At 61.3% G+C, this 22,209-nt stretch carries 22 protein-coding genes; 11 read left to right on the plus strand and 11 right to left on the minus strand.

The features are described from left to right. Nucleotides 1–46 precede the first annotated feature (46 nt). Nucleotides 47–538: an HIT family protein gene (locus IH404_RS16790; RefSeq protein ID WP_005788910.1), complete on the plus strand. Its 492-nt coding sequence runs from the start codon at nucleotides 47–49 to the stop codon at nucleotides 536–538. Here IH404_RS16790 and IH404_RS16795 read toward each other — a convergent pair. After that, a complete protein-coding gene (locus tag IH404_RS16795; RefSeq protein ID WP_194438497.1) occupies nucleotides 522–1,004 on the minus strand; it encodes a GNAT family N-acetyltransferase in 483 nt (160 codons plus the stop codon). The genes IH404_RS16790 and IH404_RS16795 overlap by 17 nt on opposite strands. A gap of 175 nt (nucleotides 1,005–1,179) precedes the next feature. Here IH404_RS16795 and IH404_RS16800 point away from each other — a divergent pair, with 175 nt between their 5' ends. After that, complete coding sequence (locus tag IH404_RS16800) at nucleotides 1,180–1,515, plus strand: hypothetical protein (protein ID WP_032880773.1); 336 nt, start codon at nucleotides 1,180–1,182, stop codon at nucleotides 1,513–1,515. Here the strand turns inward: IH404_RS16800 and IH404_RS16805 are convergent. Continuing rightward, entirely contained in the window at nucleotides 1,505–3,118 is a 1,614-nt protein-coding gene (locus IH404_RS16805; protein ID WP_005788915.1) for a hybrid sensor histidine kinase/response regulator, read from the minus strand. The genes IH404_RS16800 and IH404_RS16805 overlap by 11 nt on opposite strands. 97 nt (nucleotides 3,119–3,215) lie before the next feature. Here IH404_RS16805 and IH404_RS16810 point away from each other — a divergent pair, with 97 nt between their 5' ends. The 3 genes from IH404_RS16810 (at nucleotide 3,216) to IH404_RS16820 (ending at nucleotide 5,272) form a co-directional block, all read left to right on the plus strand. Next, nucleotides 3,216–3,824, plus strand: coding sequence for a response regulator transcription factor (locus IH404_RS16810; protein ID WP_194438499.1), 609 nt, complete (start codon nucleotides 3,216–3,218; stop codon nucleotides 3,822–3,824). A gap of 250 nt (nucleotides 3,825–4,074) precedes the next feature. Beyond that, complete coding sequence (locus tag IH404_RS16815) at nucleotides 4,075–4,566, plus strand: GNAT family N-acetyltransferase (protein ID WP_122733775.1); 492 nt, start codon at nucleotides 4,075–4,077, stop codon at nucleotides 4,564–4,566. A gap of 316 nt (nucleotides 4,567–4,882) precedes the next feature. Further along, on the plus strand, nucleotides 4,883–5,272 hold the full coding sequence (locus IH404_RS16820) for a hypothetical protein (RefSeq protein ID WP_005788920.1): 390 nt from the start codon (nucleotides 4,883–4,885) through the stop codon (nucleotides 5,270–5,272). Nucleotides 5,273–5,378: 106 nt separating this feature from the next. Here the strand turns inward: IH404_RS16820 and IH404_RS16825 are convergent, their stop codons facing one another. Further along, nucleotides 5,379–6,572 carry a YgcG family protein gene (locus tag IH404_RS16825; protein ID WP_194438501.1) on the minus strand — a complete coding sequence of 398 codons (1,194 nt, stop codon included), beginning with the start codon at nucleotides 6,570–6,572 and terminating at the stop codon, nucleotides 5,379–5,381. A gap of 132 nt (nucleotides 6,573–6,704) precedes the next feature. Here IH404_RS16825 and IH404_RS16830 point away from each other — a divergent pair, with 132 nt between their 5' ends. Both IH404_RS16830 and IH404_RS16835 read left to right on the plus strand, forming a co-directional pair. Continuing rightward, a complete protein-coding gene (locus IH404_RS16830) occupies nucleotides 6,705–7,520 on the plus strand; it encodes an alpha/beta hydrolase (protein WP_005788924.1) in 816 nt (271 codons plus the stop codon). Continuing rightward, entirely contained in the window at nucleotides 7,510–8,646 is a 1,137-nt protein-coding gene (locus IH404_RS16835; RefSeq protein ID WP_194438503.1) for a PAS domain-containing sensor histidine kinase, read from the plus strand. The genes IH404_RS16830 and IH404_RS16835 overlap by 11 nt, the downstream gene beginning before the upstream one ends. Here IH404_RS16835 and dapF read toward each other — a convergent pair. Further along, on the minus strand, nucleotides 8,643–9,446 hold the full coding sequence (gene dapF / locus IH404_RS16840; protein ID WP_005788928.1) for a diaminopimelate epimerase: 804 nt from the start codon (nucleotides 9,444–9,446) through the stop codon (nucleotides 8,643–8,645). The two genes, IH404_RS16835 and dapF, sit on opposite strands and share 4 nt — an antisense overlap. A 158-nt stretch (nucleotides 9,447–9,604) precedes the next feature. Between dapF and IH404_RS16845 the strand changes: the two genes are divergently transcribed. Then, nucleotides 9,605–10,111 (plus strand): AAA family ATPase, encoded by a 507-nt coding sequence (locus IH404_RS16845; protein ID WP_005788930.1) that lies wholly within the window; start codon nucleotides 9,605–9,607, stop codon nucleotides 10,109–10,111. Between the two features lie 48 nt (nucleotides 10,112–10,159). On the opposite strand, the gene IH404_RS16850 is transcribed toward IH404_RS16845, so the two are convergent. From IH404_RS16850 to IH404_RS16860, 3 genes are read right to left on the minus strand one after another with little or no spacing between them, the layout of a single operon-like run. Next, nucleotides 10,160–10,576 carry an SRPBCC family protein gene (locus IH404_RS16850; RefSeq protein WP_032880764.1) on the minus strand — a complete coding sequence of 139 codons (417 nt, stop codon included), beginning with the start codon at nucleotides 10,574–10,576 and terminating at the stop codon, nucleotides 10,160–10,162. Between the two features lie 26 nt (nucleotides 10,577–10,602). After that, the gene (locus IH404_RS16855) at nucleotides 10,603–11,400 is read right to left on the minus strand and encodes an SDR family oxidoreductase (RefSeq protein WP_194438505.1); all 798 of its coding nucleotides are present in this window, start codon (nucleotides 11,398–11,400) and stop codon (nucleotides 10,603–10,605) included. Between the two features lie 17 nt (nucleotides 11,401–11,417). Further along, nucleotides 11,418–12,422, minus strand: a complete 1,005-nt coding sequence (locus IH404_RS16860) for an aldo/keto reductase (protein ID WP_194438508.1) — start codon at nucleotides 12,420–12,422, stop codon at nucleotides 11,418–11,420. 107 nt (nucleotides 12,423–12,529) lie between these two features. Between IH404_RS16860 and IH404_RS16865 the strand changes: the two genes are divergently transcribed. Then, nucleotides 12,530–13,426: a LysR substrate-binding domain-containing protein gene (locus IH404_RS16865; RefSeq protein WP_005788938.1), complete on the plus strand. Its 897-nt coding sequence runs from the start codon at nucleotides 12,530–12,532 to the stop codon at nucleotides 13,424–13,426. Nucleotides 13,427–13,468: 42 nt separating this feature from the next. On the opposite strand, the gene IH404_RS16870 is transcribed toward IH404_RS16865, so the two are convergent. The 3 genes from IH404_RS16870 to IH404_RS16880 are packed head-to-tail and all read right to left on the minus strand — an operon-like array spanning nucleotide 13,469 to nucleotide 17,235. Next, nucleotides 13,469–14,761 carry an FAD-binding oxidoreductase gene (locus tag IH404_RS16870; RefSeq protein ID WP_194438511.1) on the minus strand — a complete coding sequence of 431 codons (1,293 nt, stop codon included), beginning with the start codon at nucleotides 14,759–14,761 and terminating at the stop codon, nucleotides 13,469–13,471. Continuing rightward, complete coding sequence (locus tag IH404_RS16875) at nucleotides 14,758–15,852, minus strand: polyamine ABC transporter substrate-binding protein (RefSeq protein WP_194438513.1); 1,095 nt, start codon at nucleotides 15,850–15,852, stop codon at nucleotides 14,758–14,760. The genes IH404_RS16870 and IH404_RS16875 overlap by 4 nt, the downstream gene beginning before the upstream one ends. Nucleotides 15,853–15,876: 24 nt before the next feature. Beyond that, on the minus strand, nucleotides 15,877–17,235 hold the full coding sequence (locus IH404_RS16880) for a glutamine synthetase family protein (protein WP_194438515.1): 1,359 nt from the start codon (nucleotides 17,233–17,235) through the stop codon (nucleotides 15,877–15,879). 138 nt (nucleotides 17,236–17,373) lie between these two features. Between IH404_RS16880 and IH404_RS16885 the strand changes: the two genes are divergently transcribed. Together IH404_RS16885 and IH404_RS16890 are read left to right on the plus strand one after the other, a co-directional pair. Beyond that, entirely contained in the window at nucleotides 17,374–18,270 is an 897-nt protein-coding gene (locus IH404_RS16885; protein ID WP_122733767.1) for a helix-turn-helix domain-containing protein, read from the plus strand. A gap of 653 nt (nucleotides 18,271–18,923) precedes the next feature. Next, nucleotides 18,924–21,086 (plus strand): TonB-dependent siderophore receptor, encoded by a 2,163-nt coding sequence (locus IH404_RS16890; protein ID WP_194438517.1) that lies wholly within the window; start codon nucleotides 18,924–18,926, stop codon nucleotides 21,084–21,086. Here the strand turns inward: IH404_RS16890 and IH404_RS16895 are convergent. Further along, nucleotides 21,076–22,206: an MFS transporter gene (locus IH404_RS16895; protein WP_194438519.1), complete on the minus strand. Its 1,131-nt coding sequence runs from the start codon at nucleotides 22,204–22,206 to the stop codon at nucleotides 21,076–21,078. The genes IH404_RS16890 and IH404_RS16895 overlap by 11 nt on opposite strands. Nucleotides 22,207–22,209: the final 3 nt, after the last annotated feature.

A 22,209-nucleotide genomic window follows, 5' to 3' on the forward strand; every position in this document is an offset into this window, starting at 1 on the left:
GCAATACTTGGTATCCTGCCGCCCCAACCCATACGGACGCGTGCGTATGCAGATCGCCCCCGCTTTCATCCTGCATCAGACCGAGCATTGGCTGCTCAACCACCACCAGGCGTCAAAACTACCGGGATATCTGATGCTCGGCGCCAAGACATCGGTTGACTCGTTGGCCGACATGCCCGACGACGCACTGGCCGAACTGGGGGGCTTGCTCGCAAAAGTCCAACGCGTCATGCAAGCGAAACTGCAACCCAAATGGTTGTACATCAGCCGCTACGGCCATATGCCGGGGTTTCCCCTGCACTTTCACTTTATCCCGGTATACGACTGGGTTGAACAAGCGTTCTGGCACGACGAACGTTATCGCAGCCTGCAGGGGTTCGGCTCACAAGCTCTCACCAAAAGCCTGACCGATGGGGCCGAGCTAACCCTGTTTGTATGGCGCGAATTCGGCGAAAGCCTCACCCCACCACCGATTCGGGGCCCCGGCGTTGCTCAGGTCATTGAGCGATTGCGCGCAGCATTCAAAACGCCGGCATGACCCGCAGCCGCTTCACCATCGGCACACACGCCAGCACCAACCCCGAGGGTGAGCGATACACCGCCTGCTCATCCCCCACATAACCACATGAGCGGTAGAAACTCACCGCATTCAAGGTGGCGTCCAGCACTACCTGTTCAATCTCCATCTGCCGTGCAATACCCTCCACATGGGCAAGCATCGCCTTGCCATAGCCGCGCCCAGTGAACGCAGATCGTACGAACAATGCACCTACTTCATGGTGATCAGGATCGAGCATACCGGTAGCCACAACTTCACCGTCCACCCAGCCCAGGTAGAACGGCTTTTCCATCAGCACGCTGTAGCCATCACTTGCGCAACCTCGGGTCCAGAGCGCCATTTGCTCCGCGCTGTAGGCGCCAATGCACTGACCGCGAATGGCGTCACGGCGAATCTCGAACGCTCTGTCGGCGTCGTCTGGCGTAGCTCGTTTTATCTCCAACACTGCCTGTTCCTTCCATGACTTCAAATTGCCATTAGCCCATTTGTGCTAATCGACCCTGCCCGCCTGCGACGCTATATTCCTCGGCACTTCCAACGCTTCCTCAACACCGCGCATTCATTGCGTGCGGGTTTGTTGCGCGCTGGAAAAACCAAAACAATCCCAAGGAAGACGCACCATGAAACTCCACTCCCCTGTTACTCGCCTTGCCCTGCTGGGCGCCTTGATCATCGGCGTCGCCGGTTGCAGCAATATCAAGCCCACTGAAGATCACCTCAAGAAGCTGTCGGAAACCAACCTGGGCGAGCCGGTAAAACGTATTTCCAATGTGCGCAGCGATTCCATGACCACTTACTATGTAGCCAACACTGCGTCCGGCGAATACAACTGCTCCGTACCAAGCGGGGCCAGCGGCGGTGCATTTGCAATCGCCAGTTTTGGCCTGATGAAACCTGCCGCCTACTGCCAGCCAAAAGGCGCGCGTGGCAACGGGTTGACACCGTTCATGCAGTAACTTTTTCCTGGCTGAGGTCACGCAACCTGCCGCGCAGTTCCGCAGGGCGCACCGGTTTGGACAAGATGGCGATCTGACGGTCGTGCAACGCGGCCTGGATTCTCTCCACGTCGTGACCGGTGAGGATCAACGCCGGCACCGCCCAACCGCGTTGCTGGCGTAGCTGGTCGATGCATTCGATGCCAGTGGCGTGATTACCCAGGTCGTAGTCGGCGACGATGATATCGCAGTCGCTGACCAGCCCCTTCCCACTCGACTCAGCCTGCACCTGGCACCCCCATCGCTCCAGCAGCGCCTGGGTGGCAAGCAGCACGTTGTGATCATCCTCCACCAGGCACACTTTCAGACCGGTGAGCAAGCCGGCCTGGCGCACATCGTCGCGCAGCGCCGGTTGACGCGGCGCGTTGGCCAGGGCCAGGCCGTGCAGGCTCACCGAGGTGCCCTGGCCCAACCGCGAACGCAGGCTCACCTGCATCCCCATCAATTGCCCCAGGCGCTTGACGATGGACAGCCCGAGGCCCACGCCTTCGACATCCTTGTCACGCAGTTGGCGCACGCGATAGAACTCTTCGAAGACCTTTGACAGATGCTCCCGTGCAATCCCTCGCCCCTGATCATGCACCTCTATGACCAAGCCGTTTTCGCGACTACGCACGCCGATCAGCACTGGCCGCTGCGCGCCGTATTTGAAGCAATTGGAGAGCAGGTTTTGCACCATGGTTGCCAACATGCCCGGATCCACCAGCGCCCAATGAGCGCAGGGGCGCAAGCGCAACTCCACGCCGGCCCAGCGTGCGGCCTCGGCGTTCTGGCGCACCAGGTCGGCAAGAAAGTCGCCCAGGTGGATCACCTGGTATTTGGGCAGCAGGCGACCATTGTCGAGGGTGTAGAGGTCGAGGATCGAACGGAACAGTTGCGACACGTTGAGCAGCGAGCGATCGATATTGTCCACCAGCCGCCGCTCGTCATCCCCCAACCGTGCTTCGCGCAGGCAGGCGGTGAACAGGCCAATAGAGTGGATCGGCTGGCGCAGGTCATGGCTGGCTTGGGCGAGAAAGCGGGATTTTTCCAGGTTGGCGGCAATGGCTTGTTCCGAAGCCTTGCGCGTGCGCTCCAGAAGGATATGGGCGTACACCGGGATCACCGTGCTGGTGATCATCAGCATCAACACCATGAACGGTTGCGCCTGCCACAGCGGCGTAAGCTGGTACACGATCAGCAGCGCCAGCAACGCCAGCCCCGTGGCAATCGCCAGGTAGCGCGACCCGTAGCGCATCCCGTTGCCCAGGTTCACCCAGACCATCACCGCGTACAGCGGCAACGCTGCTTCACCGCCGACCACCAGGCCGAACGACGTGCCGGTGTAGTCGTGGATCATGCCGAAGATGCGCCGCGCCGGGTAATGCCCGGGCCAGCGTGCGATCACCTGGCGCAACACGATGGACGCCAGCAGGAACCCGAAGATATACAGGATCACCGGCAGGTAGGTGTCCAGCGACTGCCCGGGCAAAAAACCCAGTACGCTGATATACACAATGGCGATGGTGGCCACCACGATGCGCAGGTTAGCCTGATCGAGTTCGGAGTTGGTCTCGGGACTCATAGTCATATCCTTGACATATCATCTTTGGAAAAGGGCCCTTGGCCCGCTGGTAAAGTAGCATGCCTCGACACCACCTTGCCCCAGGAAGGAGCTCGCCATGACCGGCCGGATCATCATCGCCGACGACCACCCGATGTTTCGCGAAGGCATGGCACGCACCGTGCGGCGCCTGCTGCCAGACGCCCAGGTGCAAGAGGCCGGCGACCTGGCCACAGTGAATGCGCTGCTGTGCGAGGCGAGCGAAGTCGACACCCTGATCCTCGACCTGCGCTTCCCCGGCCTGACTTGCATCAGCCAACTGGCCGAACTGCGCCAGCAACTGCGGCGCACAACGTTGATCGTGGTGTCGATGGTCGACGACCCGGCGCTGATCGAACAGGTGATGGCCCTGGGTGCCGACGGTTTTATCGGCAAGAACATCGCCCCCGACGACATTGGCCAGGCGTTGCTGGCGATCCGCAACGGCGAAGTGCTGGTCAAGTTCGCGCCTTCGGGCCTGCTGCCGCTGGACACCCACACCCACACCCTCACCACCCGCCAGCAGGAAGTGCTGCGCCTGATAGCCCAGGGCAAGACCAACAAGGAAATCGCCAAAGCCCTGGATATTTCGCCGTTTACCGTGCGCATTCATGTGTCGTCATTATTGCGCAGTTTGAATGTGCCGTCGCGGGCGGCGGCGGCAGTAAAGTATTCCGGGGAATTCTAGGTCGTCCGAATGTGGGAGGGGGCTTGCTCCCGATGGCAGTGGGTCAGTCCAAGATGCGTTTACTGACACTCCCTCATCGGGAGCAAGCCCCCTCCCACATTGGACTGAGTCGCATCAGTCAGGCCTGCGCTCTGCATCCGATATTTCAGTCGAACCTCACACCTTCCCCTCCAAGCAAATGGCCTTGCTGTGCCATAAGCTCGACGTTTCTTTATGATGTTGCCTTTCGCTCAACGCCCTGGAACCCCCCATGCCCACCCTCACCCTGCGTACCGCTCTGCCCACCGACGCCCAACGCTGCTTTGAAATCGAAACCAGCGCATACGAAGGCGACGAAGCCGCCACCCTGGAGAAAATCGCCACGCGCATCGCCCAGTATCCCCAGGGCTTTTTGATCCTGGAGGCGGATGGCGAAATCGCAGGTTTCATCAATTCCGGCTGTGCCCACAATGTGGTGATGTCGGATGAGGCATTCAAGGAGTTGGTAGGCCATGTGGCCGAGGCGCCGAATGTGGTGATCATGTCGGTGGTGGTCGACCCGGCACATCAAGGCAAAGGCTATGCGAAAAAACTGATGACCGCGTTCGTGCAGCGCATGGCAGCAATGGGCAAGCAGACAATTCACCTGATGTGCAAGCACCAGCACGTGCCGTTGTACACCCGCATGGGCTACACCTATGTGCGGCCTTCGCCGTCGGATCACGGTGGGATGGCGTGGCATGAAATGGTGAGAACTGTCTAAGAAAGGTCATTACATAACTGTTTCCAATCATGAAACAAGCGCACACCACTGAGCCGTCAAATGTATTTCTACAAATGAAAACCTGAGTACCAACGACGCTTTCTTACATTCAGCCTGACTCTGCTGCCCCTTTGGCGGATTGCACCGATAGCCACTCTCACTATTTGGAAACCCGCGACCGCAGCGGTTTCACTCGGTTACATTCACCCGAAATGGGCCGCATTGAGCGACTGCCCATGGCGCTGTAGCCTGCGAAACGCCGAGCCGGGACGCCGTCCTGGCGGGTCAATATCCCAGCTATCAGAGAGGTGCAATCGTGTCTTCAATCAATGGTTACAGCCCATCTATCCCTGCATACCAACCCGTTGACAACAGCAGGATCGACAACGACAAAGCCAGATACAACCCCAAGGAAGAAAACCAGATTGGGGACGATGCAGAAGTGTCCGATGGCAAGGGCGGCTGGAAGAACATCGGCGATGAATACAGGGCCCACGCCAACCGTAGTCGGCTGGATCAAAACTTCCTGCCTTCGGACGAAAAGGCCGTCGACAATTCTCAGGTCAACACTGCCCGCAGCCGGTTAGATCGCAACTTCCTGCCGTCGGACGAAAAAACCGTTGAGAACGCTAAAGGCAACGCCAACCGTGACCCCATTGATTTCGAAATCAAATCCGATGGCAAGGGCAGTTGGGTCAAGGCGTAACACTGCAATCGGCTGTTTGCTGTCCAAACCGTTGTGCCCCCCCATGGCATTGCCAAACACCCGCTTGCCATGGGGGGGGTCGAAAGTGTAGGTATCGGCTAACGCGTCACCAACTGCCGGAAGCCCCACCGCCACCACTGGAACCACCGCCACCGGAGGAACTGCCACTGGAGCTGGACCTGCTGGAACTCGAACTGGAGCCGCTACCCGATCCCGTCCCTTCGCCGACCTTGCCGAAGATGATCAGCGCGACAAACGATGCGATGGGAAACGCCAACAGCCAGCCGTCGCGGCCGCCGTCAATCACCCACCCTGCCACCACGTACACGACTACCGCCGCCAGCAGTCGCACACTAAAACCTGCACGGCTGGTGCGCCAGGTCTGCCTCATGATCAGCAGTAGCACCAGGTACAACCCCAGCACCACCAAAACGCCCAGTGGCCACAGCAGCCAATGGATGAAACTGACGTCCACATACTGGTTTGCCACCACCAACCCGAGGATATAAGCCAGCAGCCCGATTACGCAGTAAAACAGCGTACGCACCTGCCACAGCGCGCCGAATATCGCGCCGCCTATCAACAGCGTCAGCGGCATGACAAACAGGAACATCGGCCACTCCCGACCGCCCGCCAGCAGCGTCAGCAACAGCGTGGCCGCCACGGTGACGATCAACGCCCGGCGCCAATGCAGCTTGTCGGCAGCGATCGCCACGCCGCCCAAGCCGCCCAGGATAAACGCCACCAGCAACGCGATAAATTGAGGATTGATCCCGGCGCCCGCCAATGGCGGTAAGTCACCGCCGTCCACCAGTACGGTCAGGGCGTCCACGCCCTGTTGCACACCGCCGGCAAAATCACCCTGACGAAACGCCGGGGTGATCTGTTCTTCAATAATGCGATGAGCCAGCAGGTCGGTGACGATGCCTTCCAGGCCGTAGCCCACTTCAATGCGCACTGCGCGGTCAGCCTTGGCCACTACCAGCAGGATGCCATCGTTGACGTCCTTGCGCCCCAGCTGCCAGGCGCGAAACAGTTGGTTGGCATAGTCTTCGATAGCGGCGCCGCCCGTGGTCGGCACCAGCAACACCGCGACTTGCGCGCCTTTGCGCGCTTCAAGGTCGCCAAGCTGGCTTTTAAGGCGCTGGGTGGTGGTTGCGTCGAGGGTGTTGGTGAGGTCAATCACCCGCTGGTCGAGGGCGACCCCGATCGGTGAAGTGTCCGCCTGGGCTATGCTCACCACGCCGAGGAGCACCAGGGCCAGCAAACCCGAGACCTTTTGACACCAATTCCCTATCATGTTTTGTTACCTGAGGTTTCTTCCTTAAGCTGCCGACTTTACCTTATCGACGTATAACGCGTGACCCCAGGTGCGCGACTATCTAAACTGCGGCCTTACCCCGCATAGCAAATTGCCAGCTACGAGAACGCCATGGACCTGCGCTACCGCAACAATGTGAATGTGATGGGCGACGGTCCTTCGACGCTGGTGTTTTCCCACGGCTTTGGCTGCAATCAAGCGATGTGGAACCAGTTGGCACCGCACTTTAGCCAGCGCTTTCGCGTGGTTCTCTACGACCTGGTCGGTGCGGGCCGGTCGGACCTCAGCGCGTTCGACAAAGCCAAATACCAGGCCCTGGACGGCTATGCCCGCGACCTCAACGAGATTATCGACGCCTACGCCCAAGGCCCGGTGATCCTGGTGGGCCACTCCGTCAGCGCGATGATCGGCACCCTCGCCGACCGTTTTGTCCCCGGGCGTATTGCGGCGCACGTGATGATCGGCCCATCGCCGCGCTATATCGACACTGACGATTATGTTGGCGGCTTCAAGCGCGAGGATATCGACGACCTGCTCGACACCCTCGACAGCAACTACCTGGGCTGGTCGAGCGCGATGGCCCCGGTGATCATGGGCGCGCCGGACCAACCGGCACTGGGTGAGGCGTTGACCGAGAGCTTTTGCCGCACCGAGCCGGACATTGCCAAGCAATTTGCCCGGGTGACCTTCCTTTCGGATAACCGCCAGGATGTAGAGGGCCTGCCCACTGCGGTGTTGATCCTGCAATCGACTGACGACCTGATCGCCCCCGTAGCCGTGGGTGAATACCTGCACCGCGTGCTGCCCAACAGCACTTATTGCCTGGTGGACAATGTCGGCCATTGCCCGCATATGAGTGCACCCCAGGCGTGCGCAGCGGCAATGGACCGGTTCCTGGCCCCCTGGGCGCCTGCCGATGCCTGCTGAGTCGCTATTCGACAGCGCCGCCTGCGCCCTGGCCGTGACCCAGGAGGACGGCACGATCCTGCACGTCAACCCGCGCCTGAGTGACTGGCTCGGGTTCAGCGCGGCCGAACTGCAGGGGCGCCGCTTCCAGGACCTGTTGACCATGGGCGGGCGGATTTTCTACCAGACCCACCTGGCACCAATGCTGCGCATGCGCGGCAGCGTCACCGAAGTGAAGCTCGACATTCGCCACAGCGCCGGGCACAAAGTGACCGTATTGCTCAACGCCAACCAGCGCCGGCAGGCCGACGGCGTGGTGCATGACTTGGCGCTGTTCGGCACCACCGACCGCGACAAGTACGAGCGCGAGCTGCTCAATGCACGCAAGTTGGCCGAAGCGCTGCTCCAGGAAAAAACCGCCACCGAGGTCGCCCTGCAACAGGCCCAGGCCGAACTCAGCGCGGCCTATGCGGTTGCCCATCGCCGGGCGTTGTTTGCCGAACAGATGGTGGCGATTGTCAGTCATGACTTGAAAAACCCCCTTACCGCCATCCGCATGGCTTCGGACTTTCTGCAGCGCGGCGAGCGCACGGCCAAGGAGCGCCAACTGCTGGGGCATATCGGCCAGTCGGCCGAACGCGCCCATCGCATGATCGCCGACCTGCTGGACTTCACCCAGGCGCGGGTCGGCCAAGGCATCACCATCAAGGCGGTGCCGCTGGATCTGCACGGCGTTATTCAACAGGCGGTGGATGAATTGCGGGTGGCCTTTCCCAGAGCCACGCTGGTGCATCAGGCCGAAGGCAACGGCCAGGCGTGCCTGGATGCCGACCGAGTGCAGCAGATGATCGGCAACCTGGTTGCCAACAGCGTGGCCTATGGCGACCTGCTGCAACCGATCACCATCACCTCGCGCCTGGGCGACAACGCCTGTGCGGTCGCAGTGCACAACCATGGCCTGGCGATTCCCGAAACTCTGCTGGCCGGGTTGTTCGAGCCCATGACCCGTGGCACCGACCAGGGCAGCGATGTGCGCAGCGTCGGCCTGGGCCTGTATATCGTGCGCGAACTGGCCAAGGTGCATGGTGGCGATGTGGCGGTGACGTCCTGCGCCACGGCCGGTACTACGTTTACCGTGACGTTCTAGGCCAGGTATGCGGCGCCCTGCATGATCGGCTCGACACGGCCGGTCAAGATGACTCCGCCCTGCCCGTCCCACTGCACCGTGACCGTGCCGCCGTCGCATTCGACCTCCACGCTGTCATCGAGCAGCCCGCGCCGAATTCCATTGACCACCGCGCCGCAGCAGCACGAACCGGAGCCCAACGGCACCGCGCCGCCCCGCTCCCAGATGCGCAGGCGGATACGGCCACGGCTCAACACCTGCACAAAATGCACATTGGTCTTGGCCGGGAACAGCGGGTGGGCTTCAAGCGCCGGGCCCACCGCCGCGACATCGATGGCAGCGATGTCTTGCACAAAAAATGTGCAATGCGGATTGCCCATGCTGCAGGCCGCCGGGTTACCGTCCATCGGCAGCACGCGGGTGTCCATCGCCTCGGCCAGCGGCACCGCCGCCCAGTCCAGCGACGGCGCTCCCATGTCCACCGACACCCGCTGCCCGTCGACGCGTGTGCACGTCAGCAAACCGCGGTCGGTGCGTAATACGACGGTGTCGATGCCGGTCTCGTGCATCAGGCGGTCGGCCACCCCGCGAGTCGCGCTGCCGCAGGTTGGCAGGCGCGTGCCGTCGGGGTTCCAGAACTGGACATGTGCGGCGGCGTCTCCACAGTCGAGCATCACCGCCAACTGATTGAAACCGATACCCGAGCGGCGGTTGCCCAGGCGGGCGGCGACCTGTGCAGTGATGGGGTTGTCCTGGCCACGGCGGTCGATGATGATGAAGTCGTCGCCATGGGCGTGCATCTTCACGAATGGCAGGGTCATGGGGCGCAGGTCCTGTTGTCGAAGTGAAGCAGTTCTAATAACACTGTAGGAGCGAGCTTGCTCGCGAAAATAGTGAAGACCACACGTTTTACCTGGAAGTACGCGTTATCGTTGACGTTTTTCGCGAGCAAGCTCGCTCCTACCAAGGGTTGATGACCATGCTTTTTGTATTCAGCGGTCTGCCCGGCAGCGGCAAGACCACCGTTGCCAGGGAACTGGCGCGACAGACCGGCGCGGTTTACCTGCGTATTGATGTGATCGAACAGGCGCTGCGCGATGCCGCCGTATTGGCGGGGGATGTGGGCGCCAGCGGCTACAGCGTGGCCAATGCATTGGCGCTGAGCAATTTGCGCTTGGGGCATCGGGTCATCGCCGATTGCGTGAACCCGGTCAGGGACAGCCGCCAAGCCTGGCAAGCCGTGGCGACGGCAGCGCAGGTTGAACTGATCAATATCCAGGTGGTGTGTGCTGATCAGCACGAGCATCGGCGCCGTGTGGAAAGCCGCGTGGGCGATGTTCCCGGGCTGGCGCCGCCGACCTGGCAGTCGGTGCTGGTGCATGAGTATGAATGCTGGGATGAGCCGCCGTTCAGGCTCGATACAGCGCAGAGGACGCCCGCTGAGTCAGTTGCAGCGATCCTCGCCCATTTTCCCCACAACGCCTGATCCGTGGCGAGGGAGCTTGCTCCCTCGTCACAGGTAAAGCAGGGATTTTCAGTTGGGGAAGTTGCCGCGCAACGCCTCCAAGCCACCGCTGTAGACGCCGGCAAATAACTCCTCCACCGCCGCATCCGTGGTGCCCGCTGCCGGAGTGAACACGCCGGACCAGGTGACTTTGGCCGACGACTCGGTCAAGGCTTCAACCTGCACGGTCGCCAGATACGCACTCACCGGAAACGGCGATTCTTCAATCGTGTAGCTATAAATGCGCGCCACGTTGTCAAAGGTCTGCAAACGCTCGACGATCTGGCCGCCGTCAGCGGTGGTCAGGTGACGCACACGGCCACCTTCGCTCGGCTCGCTCTTGGCGATAAAGGGCAGCCAGTCGGGCAGGCTGTTGAAGCCGCCAATCAGTTGCCAGACCTGGTCGGCGGATGCCGGGATTTCAATTACTGAAGACGCTGTTGCCACAATAAATACTCCAATCAGGGGAAAAATCAGATCGCCATGCTGTCGACAACGCCACCGTCTACGCGCAAAGCGGCACCGGTAGTGGCAGACGACAGCGGTGAAGCAATGTACGCCACCAGGTTCGCCACTTCATCCACATTGGCTGCACGCTGGATGATCGAGGTGGGCCGCGCATTACGCACAAACACATCGGCTTCTTCCCGCGCACTACGCCCGGACTGGGCCGTGGCGTCCTTGAGCATCTGTTCCAGGCCGTCGGTAAAGGTCGGCCCCGGCAAAATCGCATTCACCGTCACCCCGGTGCCTGCCAGGCGCTTGGCCAGGCCGTGGGAGACCGCCAGGTTGGCGCTTTTGGTCACGCCGTAGTTGATCATGTCGGCCGGCGTCGCCACCCCGGATTCCGACGACACAAAGATCACCCGCCCCCAGCCCTGCTCGACCATGCCCGGCACATAGTGCCGTGCCAGGCGCACGCCGCTAATCACATTGACCTCATAGAAGCGCGTCCACTCACTGTCTGGCGCCTCAAAGAAATCCACATCGTTGAAGATGCCGAGGTTGTTGACCAGGATATCGGCGCGAGGTTCGGCGGCGAACAGTATCTCGGCGCCCTCCAGGGTGCCAAGGTCGGCCACCAGCCCACGCAGGTCAGCGCCGGGCACCCCTTGGCGAATGCTGGCCAAAGCGTCGTCGACCTTGCCCGCGTCCCGCCCGATCACTACCACCGTTGCGCCGGATTGCGCCAGGGCCTGGCTGATGCCCAGGCCGATACCGGCGGTGCTGCCGCTGACGATGGCCACTTTGCCGCTCACATCAATTTTCATGGTTAGCTTCCTTAAAATTAGAGAGGCAGAGGCGCGCGGTCCGATATCAATCGGGCCTCGCGTAGCGCTTGCCAGAAGGCTGCTGGAATCTGTTCTGACAACGCCGCAACGTCTTCAGCAATGCGACCCGGACGACTGGCACCGGGAATCACCGCCGCCACGGCCGGGTGTGCCAGGGAAAACTGCAGCGCCGCGGCTTTCACACTCACGCCAAATGCCTGGGCAATCGCCTTGATCTGCTCGACCTTGCTGATGATCGCAGGCTTGGCGGGCTGGTATTCAAAGTGTGCGCCGCCGGCGAGGATGCCAGAGCTGTACGGGCCGCCGACCACAATTTCAACCTGCTGGGCCAGGGCGGCGTCCATCAGGCGTTGCAGTGCGCGCTCGTGGTCCAGCAGCGTATAGCGGCCGGCGAGGAGGAACCCGTCGGGCTGCGCCTCAGTCAGGTCCAAGGTCAGTTCACACGGCTCGACGCGATTGACGCCCAGGCCCCAGGCCTTGATCACACCCTCCTCGCGCAAGCGGGTCAGCACTTTGAAGGCCCCGGTGCGGGCCTGGTTGAAGTAATCCAGCCACTGGTCGCCGTAAAAATCCTGGGCGATATCGTGAATCCACACGATGTCGAGGCGATCGGTTTGCAGGCGCTTGAGGCTGTCTTCAATGGAGCGCAGGGTGGCATCGGCGCTGTAGTCATTGAGGATTTTATTCGGGCGGCCGTGTTCGAACACGCCGCTTTTTTCGCCAAGGTCGCGGGCGCCGGTTTCGACTTCATCCAGAATCACCCGGCCGACCTTGGTGCTGAGCACGTAGTCATCACGGTTGTAGTTGGACAGGGCTTGGCCCAAGCGGATTTCCGACAGGCCCGAGCCGTAGAACGGCGCGGTGTCGAAGTAACGGACGCCGTGGTTCCAGGCGGCTTCGACGGTGGCCTGGGCTTCGTCTTCAGGGATGGCGCGGAACATGTTCCCCAAGGGTGCGGTGCCAAAGCCCAGTACACCGGGGAGTTTGTCTTTCAAGCTCATGGTGAGATCCTCAATCGGTTGGTTGTGACCGTTGAGCAGATGCTAGATTGCGTTAGTCAGACCGTCCAAGACATACTGCGACCAACTTGAGTCCTTACAGGTCTTACATGATCGATCTACGCCAACTGCGCTACTTCGAAGTGGTCGCCGAAGAAGAACACGTCGGCCGCGCCGCCGAGCGCTTGCACATCTCCCAATCGCCCCTGAGCCGGCAAATAGCCCAGCTCGAAGAGCGCCTGGGCCTGACCCTATTCGAACGCAGCCAGCAGCGCATCCGCCTGACCCGCGACGGCCAGACCTTCCTGGCTGAAACCAAGGCGCTGCTGACCCATGCCAACCGTCTGGAATCGCTGGGCAAGCGCTTGGGCCGGGGGGAAGAAGGCGGCCTGTGCATCGGCTATATCGAAAATGCCATGCACGCAGGCCTTCTACCCAACGCCCTGCGCATACTGCGCGACGATCGGCCCACCGTGCACATCAAGCTGTATAACCTGCCCTCCCTCGAACAGTTGGAGGGCCTGCGCCAACGCAGTCTGGACATCGCCCTGGTAAGCGAGCCCCCCGCCGACGACGATCCAGATCTGAGCGCCTTGCAGGTGCTCGACGACCCGATGCTGCTGGCCCTGCCCGAACAACATCCGCTGGCCCGGCAACGCGAACTGCTGCCCGAACACCTGGCCGACCAACAATGGATCGGCGTGCAGCGCAAAGCCGGCGCCAACCCCGCCGATGATTTCGTCGCCGCCTGCATTCGTGCCGGTTTCACCCCACAGATTCCCATGGAAGCCGGCGAACCCTTTACCGCACTGGGCCTGGTGGCGTCAGGGCTCGGGGTAGCGATGGTGCAGAAGGGCCTGAACCGCAACGCCCCGCCCGGCGTGGTGTTGCGCGAGTTGCCGTGGCTGACCTACACCACACCGCTGTGGGCGGCCTGGCACCGCGTCAATTTGCGCCCGCTGGTGGAGACGTTTCGCAAGGTGCTGACTGAACCTGAGGCCAGTTAACAAGGCGCCACAGTACAGCGATTGCCTGCGCCCTTTGTGTGATCAAAGCACCTCGCGCAACCGATACCACAACATCCCCAACGCCAGCAGCGGCGAGCGTAGCGCCTTGCCGCCCGGGAAGGTCATGTGCGGCACCTGGCTGAAAATATCCAGGCCGCGACTTGCACCCGCGTGAATCGCTTCGGCCAACAGCCGTGCGCACCAGTGGGTCACGTTGAGGCCATGGCCAGAATAGCCCTGGGCATAGAACACATTGGGGTATTGCTTGAGCCGTCCGACCTGGGGAAAGCGGTTGGCGGTGATGCCAATCTTGCCGCCCCACTGGAACTCGATGGCGGTGTCGGCCAGTTGCGGGAACACCTTGAGCATTTTCGGGCGCATGTAGGCGGCGATGTCCTGGGGATCGCGCCCCGAGTAATGGCAGGCACCGCCAAACAGCAGGCGCCGGTCGGCGGACAGCCGGTAGTAATCCAGCCCGACTTTCTGGTCGCACAGCGCCAGATTCTGCGGAATCAATTGCTCGGCCACCGTTTTCGGCAACGGCTCGGTGGCGATGATGTAGCTGCCCGCCGGCAGCACCTTGCCGCCCAGGCGAGGCTCCAGGTCTTCAAGGTGCGCATTGCACGCCAGCACCAGATGGGCGGCACGCACACTGCCGCCGGCGCAACGCACCTGCACAGTGTGGCCATGGATCAGTTCCAGCACCTGGGTCTGTTCAAAGATCCGCACCCCGAGGGCCTCGGCCACCTGCGCCTCGCCGAGCACCAGGTTGAGCGGGTGCAGATGCCCCGAGCCCATGTCGACCAGGCCACCGGCGTACACCGTCGAGCCCACCACCTGGGCCATGTCCTGCGCGCCCACCAACCGGGTTTCAGGGGCATAGCCCATGGCCGCCAACTGCGCCTGTTCATTCTTGAACGCGGCGAATTGCGCCGGGGTATTGGCCAGTTCACAAAAACCCCAGCGCAAGTCGCAATCGATACCATGCTCGCCGATGCGCTCGCCCACCAACGCCACCGAGTCGATACCGGCTCGCGCCAGATAGCGCACGCCCTCCTCGCCCACGTATTTGGCAAACCCCGAGACATCATGACCGATACCCCGAATCAACTGCCCACCGTTGCGCCCGCTGGCACCCCAGCCAATGCGGCGGGCCTCCAGCACAATCACCGTGAGCCCGCGCTGGGCCAGTTCGATGGCCGTGTTGACCCCGGTGAACCCGCCGCCGATCACACACACATCAACGCTCAGATCAGCGTCGAGTGCAGGCCGCTGCGCCATGGTGTTGGCTGTCGCGCGGTAATAGGACTGCGCATGTTCGCTGGACTGAATCATCGGTTGGACTTCACTTTGCTCCAGGCGCGGGTCATCACGCGCATGGTCGCCGGCGTAGGCGTGGTGGAAATGTAGAGTTTGTCGAGGACGTCCTGGGGCGGGTAAACCTCAGGGTTGTTGACCAGTTCCGGGGCCATGAACGGCTTGGCCGCCGGGTTGGCGTTGGCGTAGCCCACCGAGGCGCTGACCTTGGCGATCACTTCGGGTTCGAGCAGGTAGTTGATGAACGCATGGGCCTCTTTGGGGTTGGTGGCGTCGGCAGGAATTGCCAGCAGGTCGAACCACAGGTTGGAGCCTTCCTTGGGAATCGAGTACGCGATGTTCACCCCGTTTTTGGCTTCCATGGCGCGGTTGGCGGCCTGGAACACATCGCCGGAATAACCGAAGGCCACGCAGATATTGCCGTTGGCCAGGTCCGAGATGTACTTGGAGGAATGGAAATAAGTGATGTACGGCCGCAGCGTCAGCAGCTTGGCTTCGGCCTGCTTGTAGTCCTCGGCGTTCTCGCTGCGTGGGTCCCTGCCCATGTAGTTGAGCATCGCCGGAAACAGCTCATCCGGCGAATCAAGGAAGGCCACACCGCATTCATGGAGCTTCTTGAGATTGTCCGGCTCGAACAGCACCGCCCATGAATCAATGCGCTCGATACCCAGCACCTGCTTGACCTTGTCGACGTTGTAACCGATGCCATTGGTGCCCCACAGGTACGGCACCGAGTGCGCGTTATCCGGGTCGTTCTGCTCCAGCAGCTTGAGCAACCGGGGATCGAGGTTCTTGAAGTTCGGCAGTTGCGCACGGTCCAGCGTGAGGAACGCGCCGGCCTTCACTTGCCGCGCCAGGAAGTGGTTGGACGGCACCACCACGTCATAGCCGGTGCGCCCGGCGAGCAACTTGCCTTCCAGGGTTTCGTTGGAGTCGAACACGTCGTAGACCACCTTGATCCCGGTGTTGGCCTGGAAATCCGCCAAGGTGGTTTCACCGATGTAGTCGGTCCAGTTGTAGACGCTCACCGTCGACGCTGCCTGGGCGCTGAACGCCACCGGTAGTACAAGTGCAAGTGCCAACGGCAGAAGCTTGTTCACAAGACGCATATCGTCACCCTTTTTATCGTTGTTTTAGACACTCAACAGCAGGAATTCACGTTCCCAGGAACTGATCACCCGCTTGAAATTCTCATGCTCGGCGCGCTTGACCGCGACGTAGCCGCGCACGAATTTTTCGCCCAGGTATTGCTTGACCGTGTCGCAGTCTTCCATGCGTGCCAGGGCATCCTCGAGGGTGAACGGCAGGCGCAGGTTGCGGCGCTCATAGGCACGGCCTTCCACCGGCGCACTGGGCTCGATCTGCTCGATCATGCCCAGGTAGCCACACAACAAGCTGGCGGCGATCGCCAGGTAGGGATTGGCATCGGCACCCGGCAAGCGGTTTTCCACGCGCATCGCCTCGGGGCTGGAAGTCGGCACGCGCAGGCCGACGGTGCGGTTTTCTTCACCCCATTCGACGTTGACCGGCGCCGAGGTGTCCGGCAAAAAGCGCCTGAACGAGTTCACGTTGGGTGCAAACATCGGCAGCAGCTTGGGGATGTACTTCTGCAGGCCGCCGATGTGATGCAGGAATAGCGGGCTCATATTGCCGTCGGCATCGACGAACACCGGTTTGCCGGTGGCAATTTCCACCACGCTCTGGTGCAGGTGCATGGCGCTGCCGGGTTCGTCGGCCACCGGTTTGGCCATAAAGGTCGCGGCGACATTGTGCTTGAGCGCGGCCTCGCGCAGGGTGCGCTTGAACACAGTGATCTGATCGGCCAGGTCCAGGGCGTCGCCGTGACGGAAGTTGATCTCCATCTGCGCCGGGCCGTCTTCGTGGATCAGCGTGTCGAGGTCCAGGCCCTGGGCTTCGCACCAGTCGTAGACGTCTTCGAACAACGGGTCGAATTCGTTGGCGGCGTCGATGGAAAACGACTGGCGCCCGGTTTCGGCACGCCCCGAACGACCGACGGGGGTTTTCAACGGCAGGTCCGGGTCTTCGCAACGCTGGGTCAGGTAGAACTCCATTTCCGGCGCGACAATCGGCTGCCAGCCCTGGTCGGTGTACAGCTGCAGGACTTTTTTCAGCACATTGCGCGGCGACAGTTCAATCGGGTTGCCCTGTTTGTCGAAGGTGTCGTGGATCACGATGGCGGTGGGCTCGATGGCCCAGGGCACCACGTAGGTGGCGTTGGCCACCGGGCGGCAGATCATGTCGATATCGGCCGGGTCCAGCAGGTCGTAGTAGATGTCGTCGTCGACAAAGTCCCCGGTTACCGTTTGCAGCAGCACACTTTCCGGCAGGCGCATGCCTCGCTCATGCAGGAACTTGTTGGTGGGTGCAATCTTGCCGCGTGCGATGCCAGTCAAGTCACTGATCACGCATTCGACTTCGGTAATCTTGTGTTCTTTCAGCCAGGTGGAGAGCTGATCGAAGGGGGCGTTCATAAGGACCTCGTCTTGGGTGGGATGCGGCGCCGGCTTGTACAGTCGACACATTGAGGTCTATCTTGGGCCGGCCTTGAAACGGCATCTATCCACTTTGCACGCAGTACAACGCACCAATAGAGTGCGCACGGATCCCCCATGACACAGGCAACCGCTTTGCGCGTACAGGCCTTCGCTACCGGCGATGTGACCGCCCAATGCAGTGCGACACCCGGTTGGGTGCAGCATTACCAGCAAATGTCCCCCGGGCATTTTGCCGGGCGCGTGCGCTACCTCGACCTGCAAGGCGTGCAGGTGTACGAAGAATGTATGAACACCCGCGTGGAACAGCACTTCAACGCGCCGCCAGGCTCGCTGTCGTTCTGCTTCGATGGCAGCGACAACGCGCTGTACCTGCTTAACGGCGAAAGCCGCAATACCTGGATCACCCCGCAGAACTACCGCGAGGTAGCGGTGGTGTTCGGCCCGCAGTTCGTGCAGCGCCATGGGCTGGACATGGCCAGACTGGAAGGGTTGTTCATGGCGCCACTGGCCTGTCAGCAAAACGCGCTGTTCACTCGCTGGCTCAGCGGAACCCTTACGCGCCTGTCGGCACTGACCGACCCCATCAGCCGTGATGCCCTGACCCAGCAGTTGCTCGACGATTGCCTGTTTATCCTCGACAACGCCTGCGTGTGCCTGGACGGCAGCTCCTTGCAAAAACGCAATGAAGAACGCCGGTTGATGGCACGTATCGGTGAATGGGCGGCGGATGCACCGGATGAAACTGCCAACCTGTTGGAGCTGGCGCAGATTGCGGGTGTGCCGTTGCGCCAATTGCAACAAGGGTTCAAGACCTACACCGGGATGAGCCCGGCGCAGTGGTTGCGGTTGCGTCGGTTGAATGGGGCGCGGCGGGAGCTATTGAGTGGCGCGGATACCACCGTGGCCGAGGTGGCGATGAATTGGTCGTTCTGGCATCTGGGGCGGTTTTCCAATAGCTATCGACAGCTGTTCAAAGAGCTTCCCAGCGAAACCCTGAGGCGCTTTGGTTGAAACGCTATCCCCTGTGGGAGCTGGCTTGCCTGCGATAGCAACCTGTCAGTCGCTGATTGACTGCCTGAACCCCCGCTATTGCAGCTTAGGTATCTACACAACTTTGGGGCGACGCTGGACCTGTGGCGAGGGAGCTTGCTCCCGTGACGGCCTGCCAGCCGACACAGTTATACCGAGTACATATCCATTCCTGCGGTAACGGCCACTTAGGGTTCCGCCCTGACGGCGGCTCACTTTGCAAAAGCGGCAAAGTAAGCAAAACGCTCTTGCCCCACCACTCGGCACCTCGCCTAGGCTCGGTGTGCCCGTAATCCGACAGGGATTTGGGGGGCCGCCGCCACGCGCCATCCATGGCGCGGGGCGGCTAAACCGGCATCCCTGCCGGTTTACCCCCCAAATCCCTGTCGAATTCCGGCCAGCGTGGTTTAACGGGGCGCCTGAGATCAAAAGCAGATCAAGATCAAGAGCGGCTCGCTTCGCATCGTGGTTTCGATCGGCAGCTACAAAGTGGTGTAGATACCTATGGCTATCGCAGGCAAGCCAGCTCTCACATTTGATACGTGGTGTGGCAGAGCCCCTGCTGCATAACTTGTAAAATCCCGCCGTTATGCCTAGCTTATGCGCCCCCCCGCCCTGCGTTTAAGGCCCTGCCCATGGTTCTGCGTTTTCGACCCGTCGTCACTTCACGTTTTGCCCTTGGCCTGCTGCTCAGTGGCGGCATCGGCAGCAGCCTGGCCGCCGAGATCCAATTGCCGGCGGTGAAGGTCCAGGGCCTGGATGAGTCCGGTTACCGCAATGAAACCGCTTCGGTGGGCGGTTTTGACGAAGCACCATTGCTCGACACTCCGGCCTCGATCACGGTGATCAACGCAGCCTTGATCAAGAACCAGCAGGCACGCTTGCTCAGTGAAGTACTGCGCAACGATGCCTCGGTGGGCGACAGTTACGCGCCCATCGGCTATTACGAAAACTTCGTGGTGCGCGGCTTCTCGCTGAATGCGGCCAGCAGCTACAAGATCAATGGGCGCACCATCACCGGCGAGCAGAACGTCGCTCTGGAAAACAAGCAGCAGGTGGAAGTGCTCAAGGGCCTGGCCGGTTTGCAGAGCGGCATTTCCGAGCCCAGTGGCGTGATCAACTACGTGACCAAGCGGCCGGAAGATGTGCGTTCGGTAACAGTGTCTACCGATGATCGCGGCAGCGGTTATATCGCCACCGATGTCGGCGGCTGGTTTGGCAGCGAGCAGCAGTTCGGCCTGCGTGCCAACGTCGCCCATGAAGACCTCAATTCCTATGTGGAACACGCCAATGGCCAGCGTGATTTCGTATCCCTGGCCTTTGACTGGAACATCAGCCCCGACGCCGTGCTGCAACTGGATGCCGAGTACCAGAACAAGCAACAACGTTCGGTACCGGGGTATCAACTGTTGGGCGGTACGCAGGTGCCCCATGACGCCTCGCCGAAAAAGCTGCTGGGGCACCAGACCGGCGGCAAGCAGGTGGGGATTGATTCGCTGAACCTCAACGGCAAGTTCGAGTACCGTTTCAGCGACCAGTGGAAAGGTAATATCAGTGCGGCGCACAGCAAGGTGGTGATTGACGATTACAGCTCGTTTGCGTGGGGCTGCTACGGGTCGGCCAGTTGCAGTTCAACAAGCGTACCGAACTACTTCAGCCCCGAAGGCAATTACGACGTCTACGATTACCGCAGCCCTGACGACACTCGCCGCGACGATGAAATCCAGGCGGCCATGACCGGCCTGTTCGACACCGGCAGCATAGGCCACGAACTGACGTTTGGCACCAGCGCCTTTCGCCGGGTGATCGACAAACGCAAGTCGGTCAACGAATTTATCGGCACCGCCAATATCGACGAACGAGTTCCGAGTTTTCCCCCTACCGACAAACCGCTGAACGACAGCCACCGCAACCTCGACAGCCGCCAATACGGCCTGTTCGTCACTGACCGCATTCGATTCAACGAGCAATGGCAAACCATCCTCGGTGGCCGTGAAGTACGCCTGGATGAAAAAGCCTTTGACGGCGTCACCGGCAACCAGACACGCCACACCCAACAATACGTGTTCCTGCCCCAGGCCTCGCTGATCTACAAACCAGTGGACAACGTTTCGCTGTACACCAGCTACAGCAAGGGCCTGTCACTGGGCGGCACGGCGCCGTGGTTCGCAAAAAACCAGGATGAAACACTCGCCCCCACCGTCTCGCGCCAGATCGAAGCCGGGGTTAAATACGACTGGCGCCGCATCAGTTTTGCCGCCGCCGTGTTCCAGACGCGCCAGGCTTACCAATACGCCAAGCCCGAAGGTGACGGTTTCACCTACCTGCAGCAAGGCGAGCAGAAGAACACCGGCCTGGAACTGTCCGCCAACGGCTGGGCCACCGACCGCCTGCAAATCGCAACCAGCGTGGCAGCGATTCGAGCGCGGGTCAGCGGCAGCGGCACGCCGGACTATGAAGGCCACCAGGCGATCAACGTACCCAAGCTGCGCGCCAGCCTGTACGCCGACTATGCCTTGCCGTGGGTCAATGGCCTGGCGGTACTGGGCGGCGTGCAATACAGCGCCAAGAAATACGCCAATCGCACCGGTAATGTACAGGTAGGCGATTACGCGGTGGTCAATGTCGGCAGCCGTTACACCACCAAGGTCGATGGGTACGAGACGGTGTTTCGCCTGAGCGTCGACAACCTGTTCGACAAGCGCTACTGGCGCGACGCAGGCGAGTACATGGGCGATGACTACCTGTTCCAGGGCGCACCGCTGACGGCGCGCTTGAGTGCATCGGTCAACTTCTGAAGACCCGCGGCGTTGCCAGCCACAACGCCGCCAAACTGCATACCAACAGGCTCCAGCCAAGGTCCTGGGTCCATGCCACCAGGGTCAGCCCGCCACCAATCACCAGGTAATACAGCAAGCCAAACAAGGCGGCGGCAGTGCCGAGGCGATCGCGGTAGTCGACTAACGCGCCGCCGAGCACGTTGGGTATCGCCATGCCGAATGCCAGCACCACCAGCAACATCGGCCATACCAATAACCAGCTGTGTTGCAGGGCCAGTACCAGCAGGCTCCCCACCACCGCCACTGCAGCAGCGACAAACACCAACTGATCGCTGTCCATACCACGCTTGAGCAAGGCTTTGTTCAGCCACGCTCCCAGGCCGGACCCCAACGCCAGCAGCACGCCGCTGTAGCCGAACTCGGCAGTGGAGCGCCCCAGTTGCGCGAAGATAAACGGCCCCACGCTGTAATAGCTGAACAGCGCAATATTGAAGGCTGCCACCAATCCGACCGAGCGCCAGATTCCGGCATCCTTGAGCATCAATCCGAGTGTCTGGCCAAGGGCGGCCGTGGGCAACGATGCCGGGCGTGTTTCCGGCAGGGCCCACAGGCACCAGGCCCACAACCCCAGCGCGAGCACCAGCAACGTGCCAAGCACGCCGCGATAGCCAAAGCACTCCACCAGGCTTGCACCGCTGAATAACCCGATGGCGGGGCTGGCCGCCAGCGCAATGCCCATCAGCGAAAACACCTGGGCCAGTCCAGCGCCGTGGAACCGGTCACGCAACACGGTCTGGGTGACCACCGACCCCACTGCCGCACCGAAAGCAGCACACGCCTGGGCCAGCAACAAACCGCTGAATGTGGTCACATTCAAGGCCAGCGCCGAGGCGCTTGCATAAACCCCAAGCCCGATCAGCATCACGGGCCGTCGCCCCCAACGATCGCTCAAGCGCCCCCATACCACTACACCAAAAGCGAAGGCCAGGAAGTACACCGACAGTGTCTGCCCCGCCCGCTCAGGCTCGACCGCGAACACCCGGCCGATATCGCCCAGGGCCGGGCTGTACAGGGTCTGGGCCAATTGCGGGAACATCAGCAAGGCCATCGTCAGCATCAGCAAATTTCCAGACTTCATCAC

Source organism: Pseudomonas sp. OST1909 (genome assembly GCF_015277575.1).
Classification (GTDB): Bacteria; Pseudomonadota; Gammaproteobacteria; order Pseudomonadales; family Pseudomonadaceae; genus Aquipseudomonas; species Aquipseudomonas synxantha_A.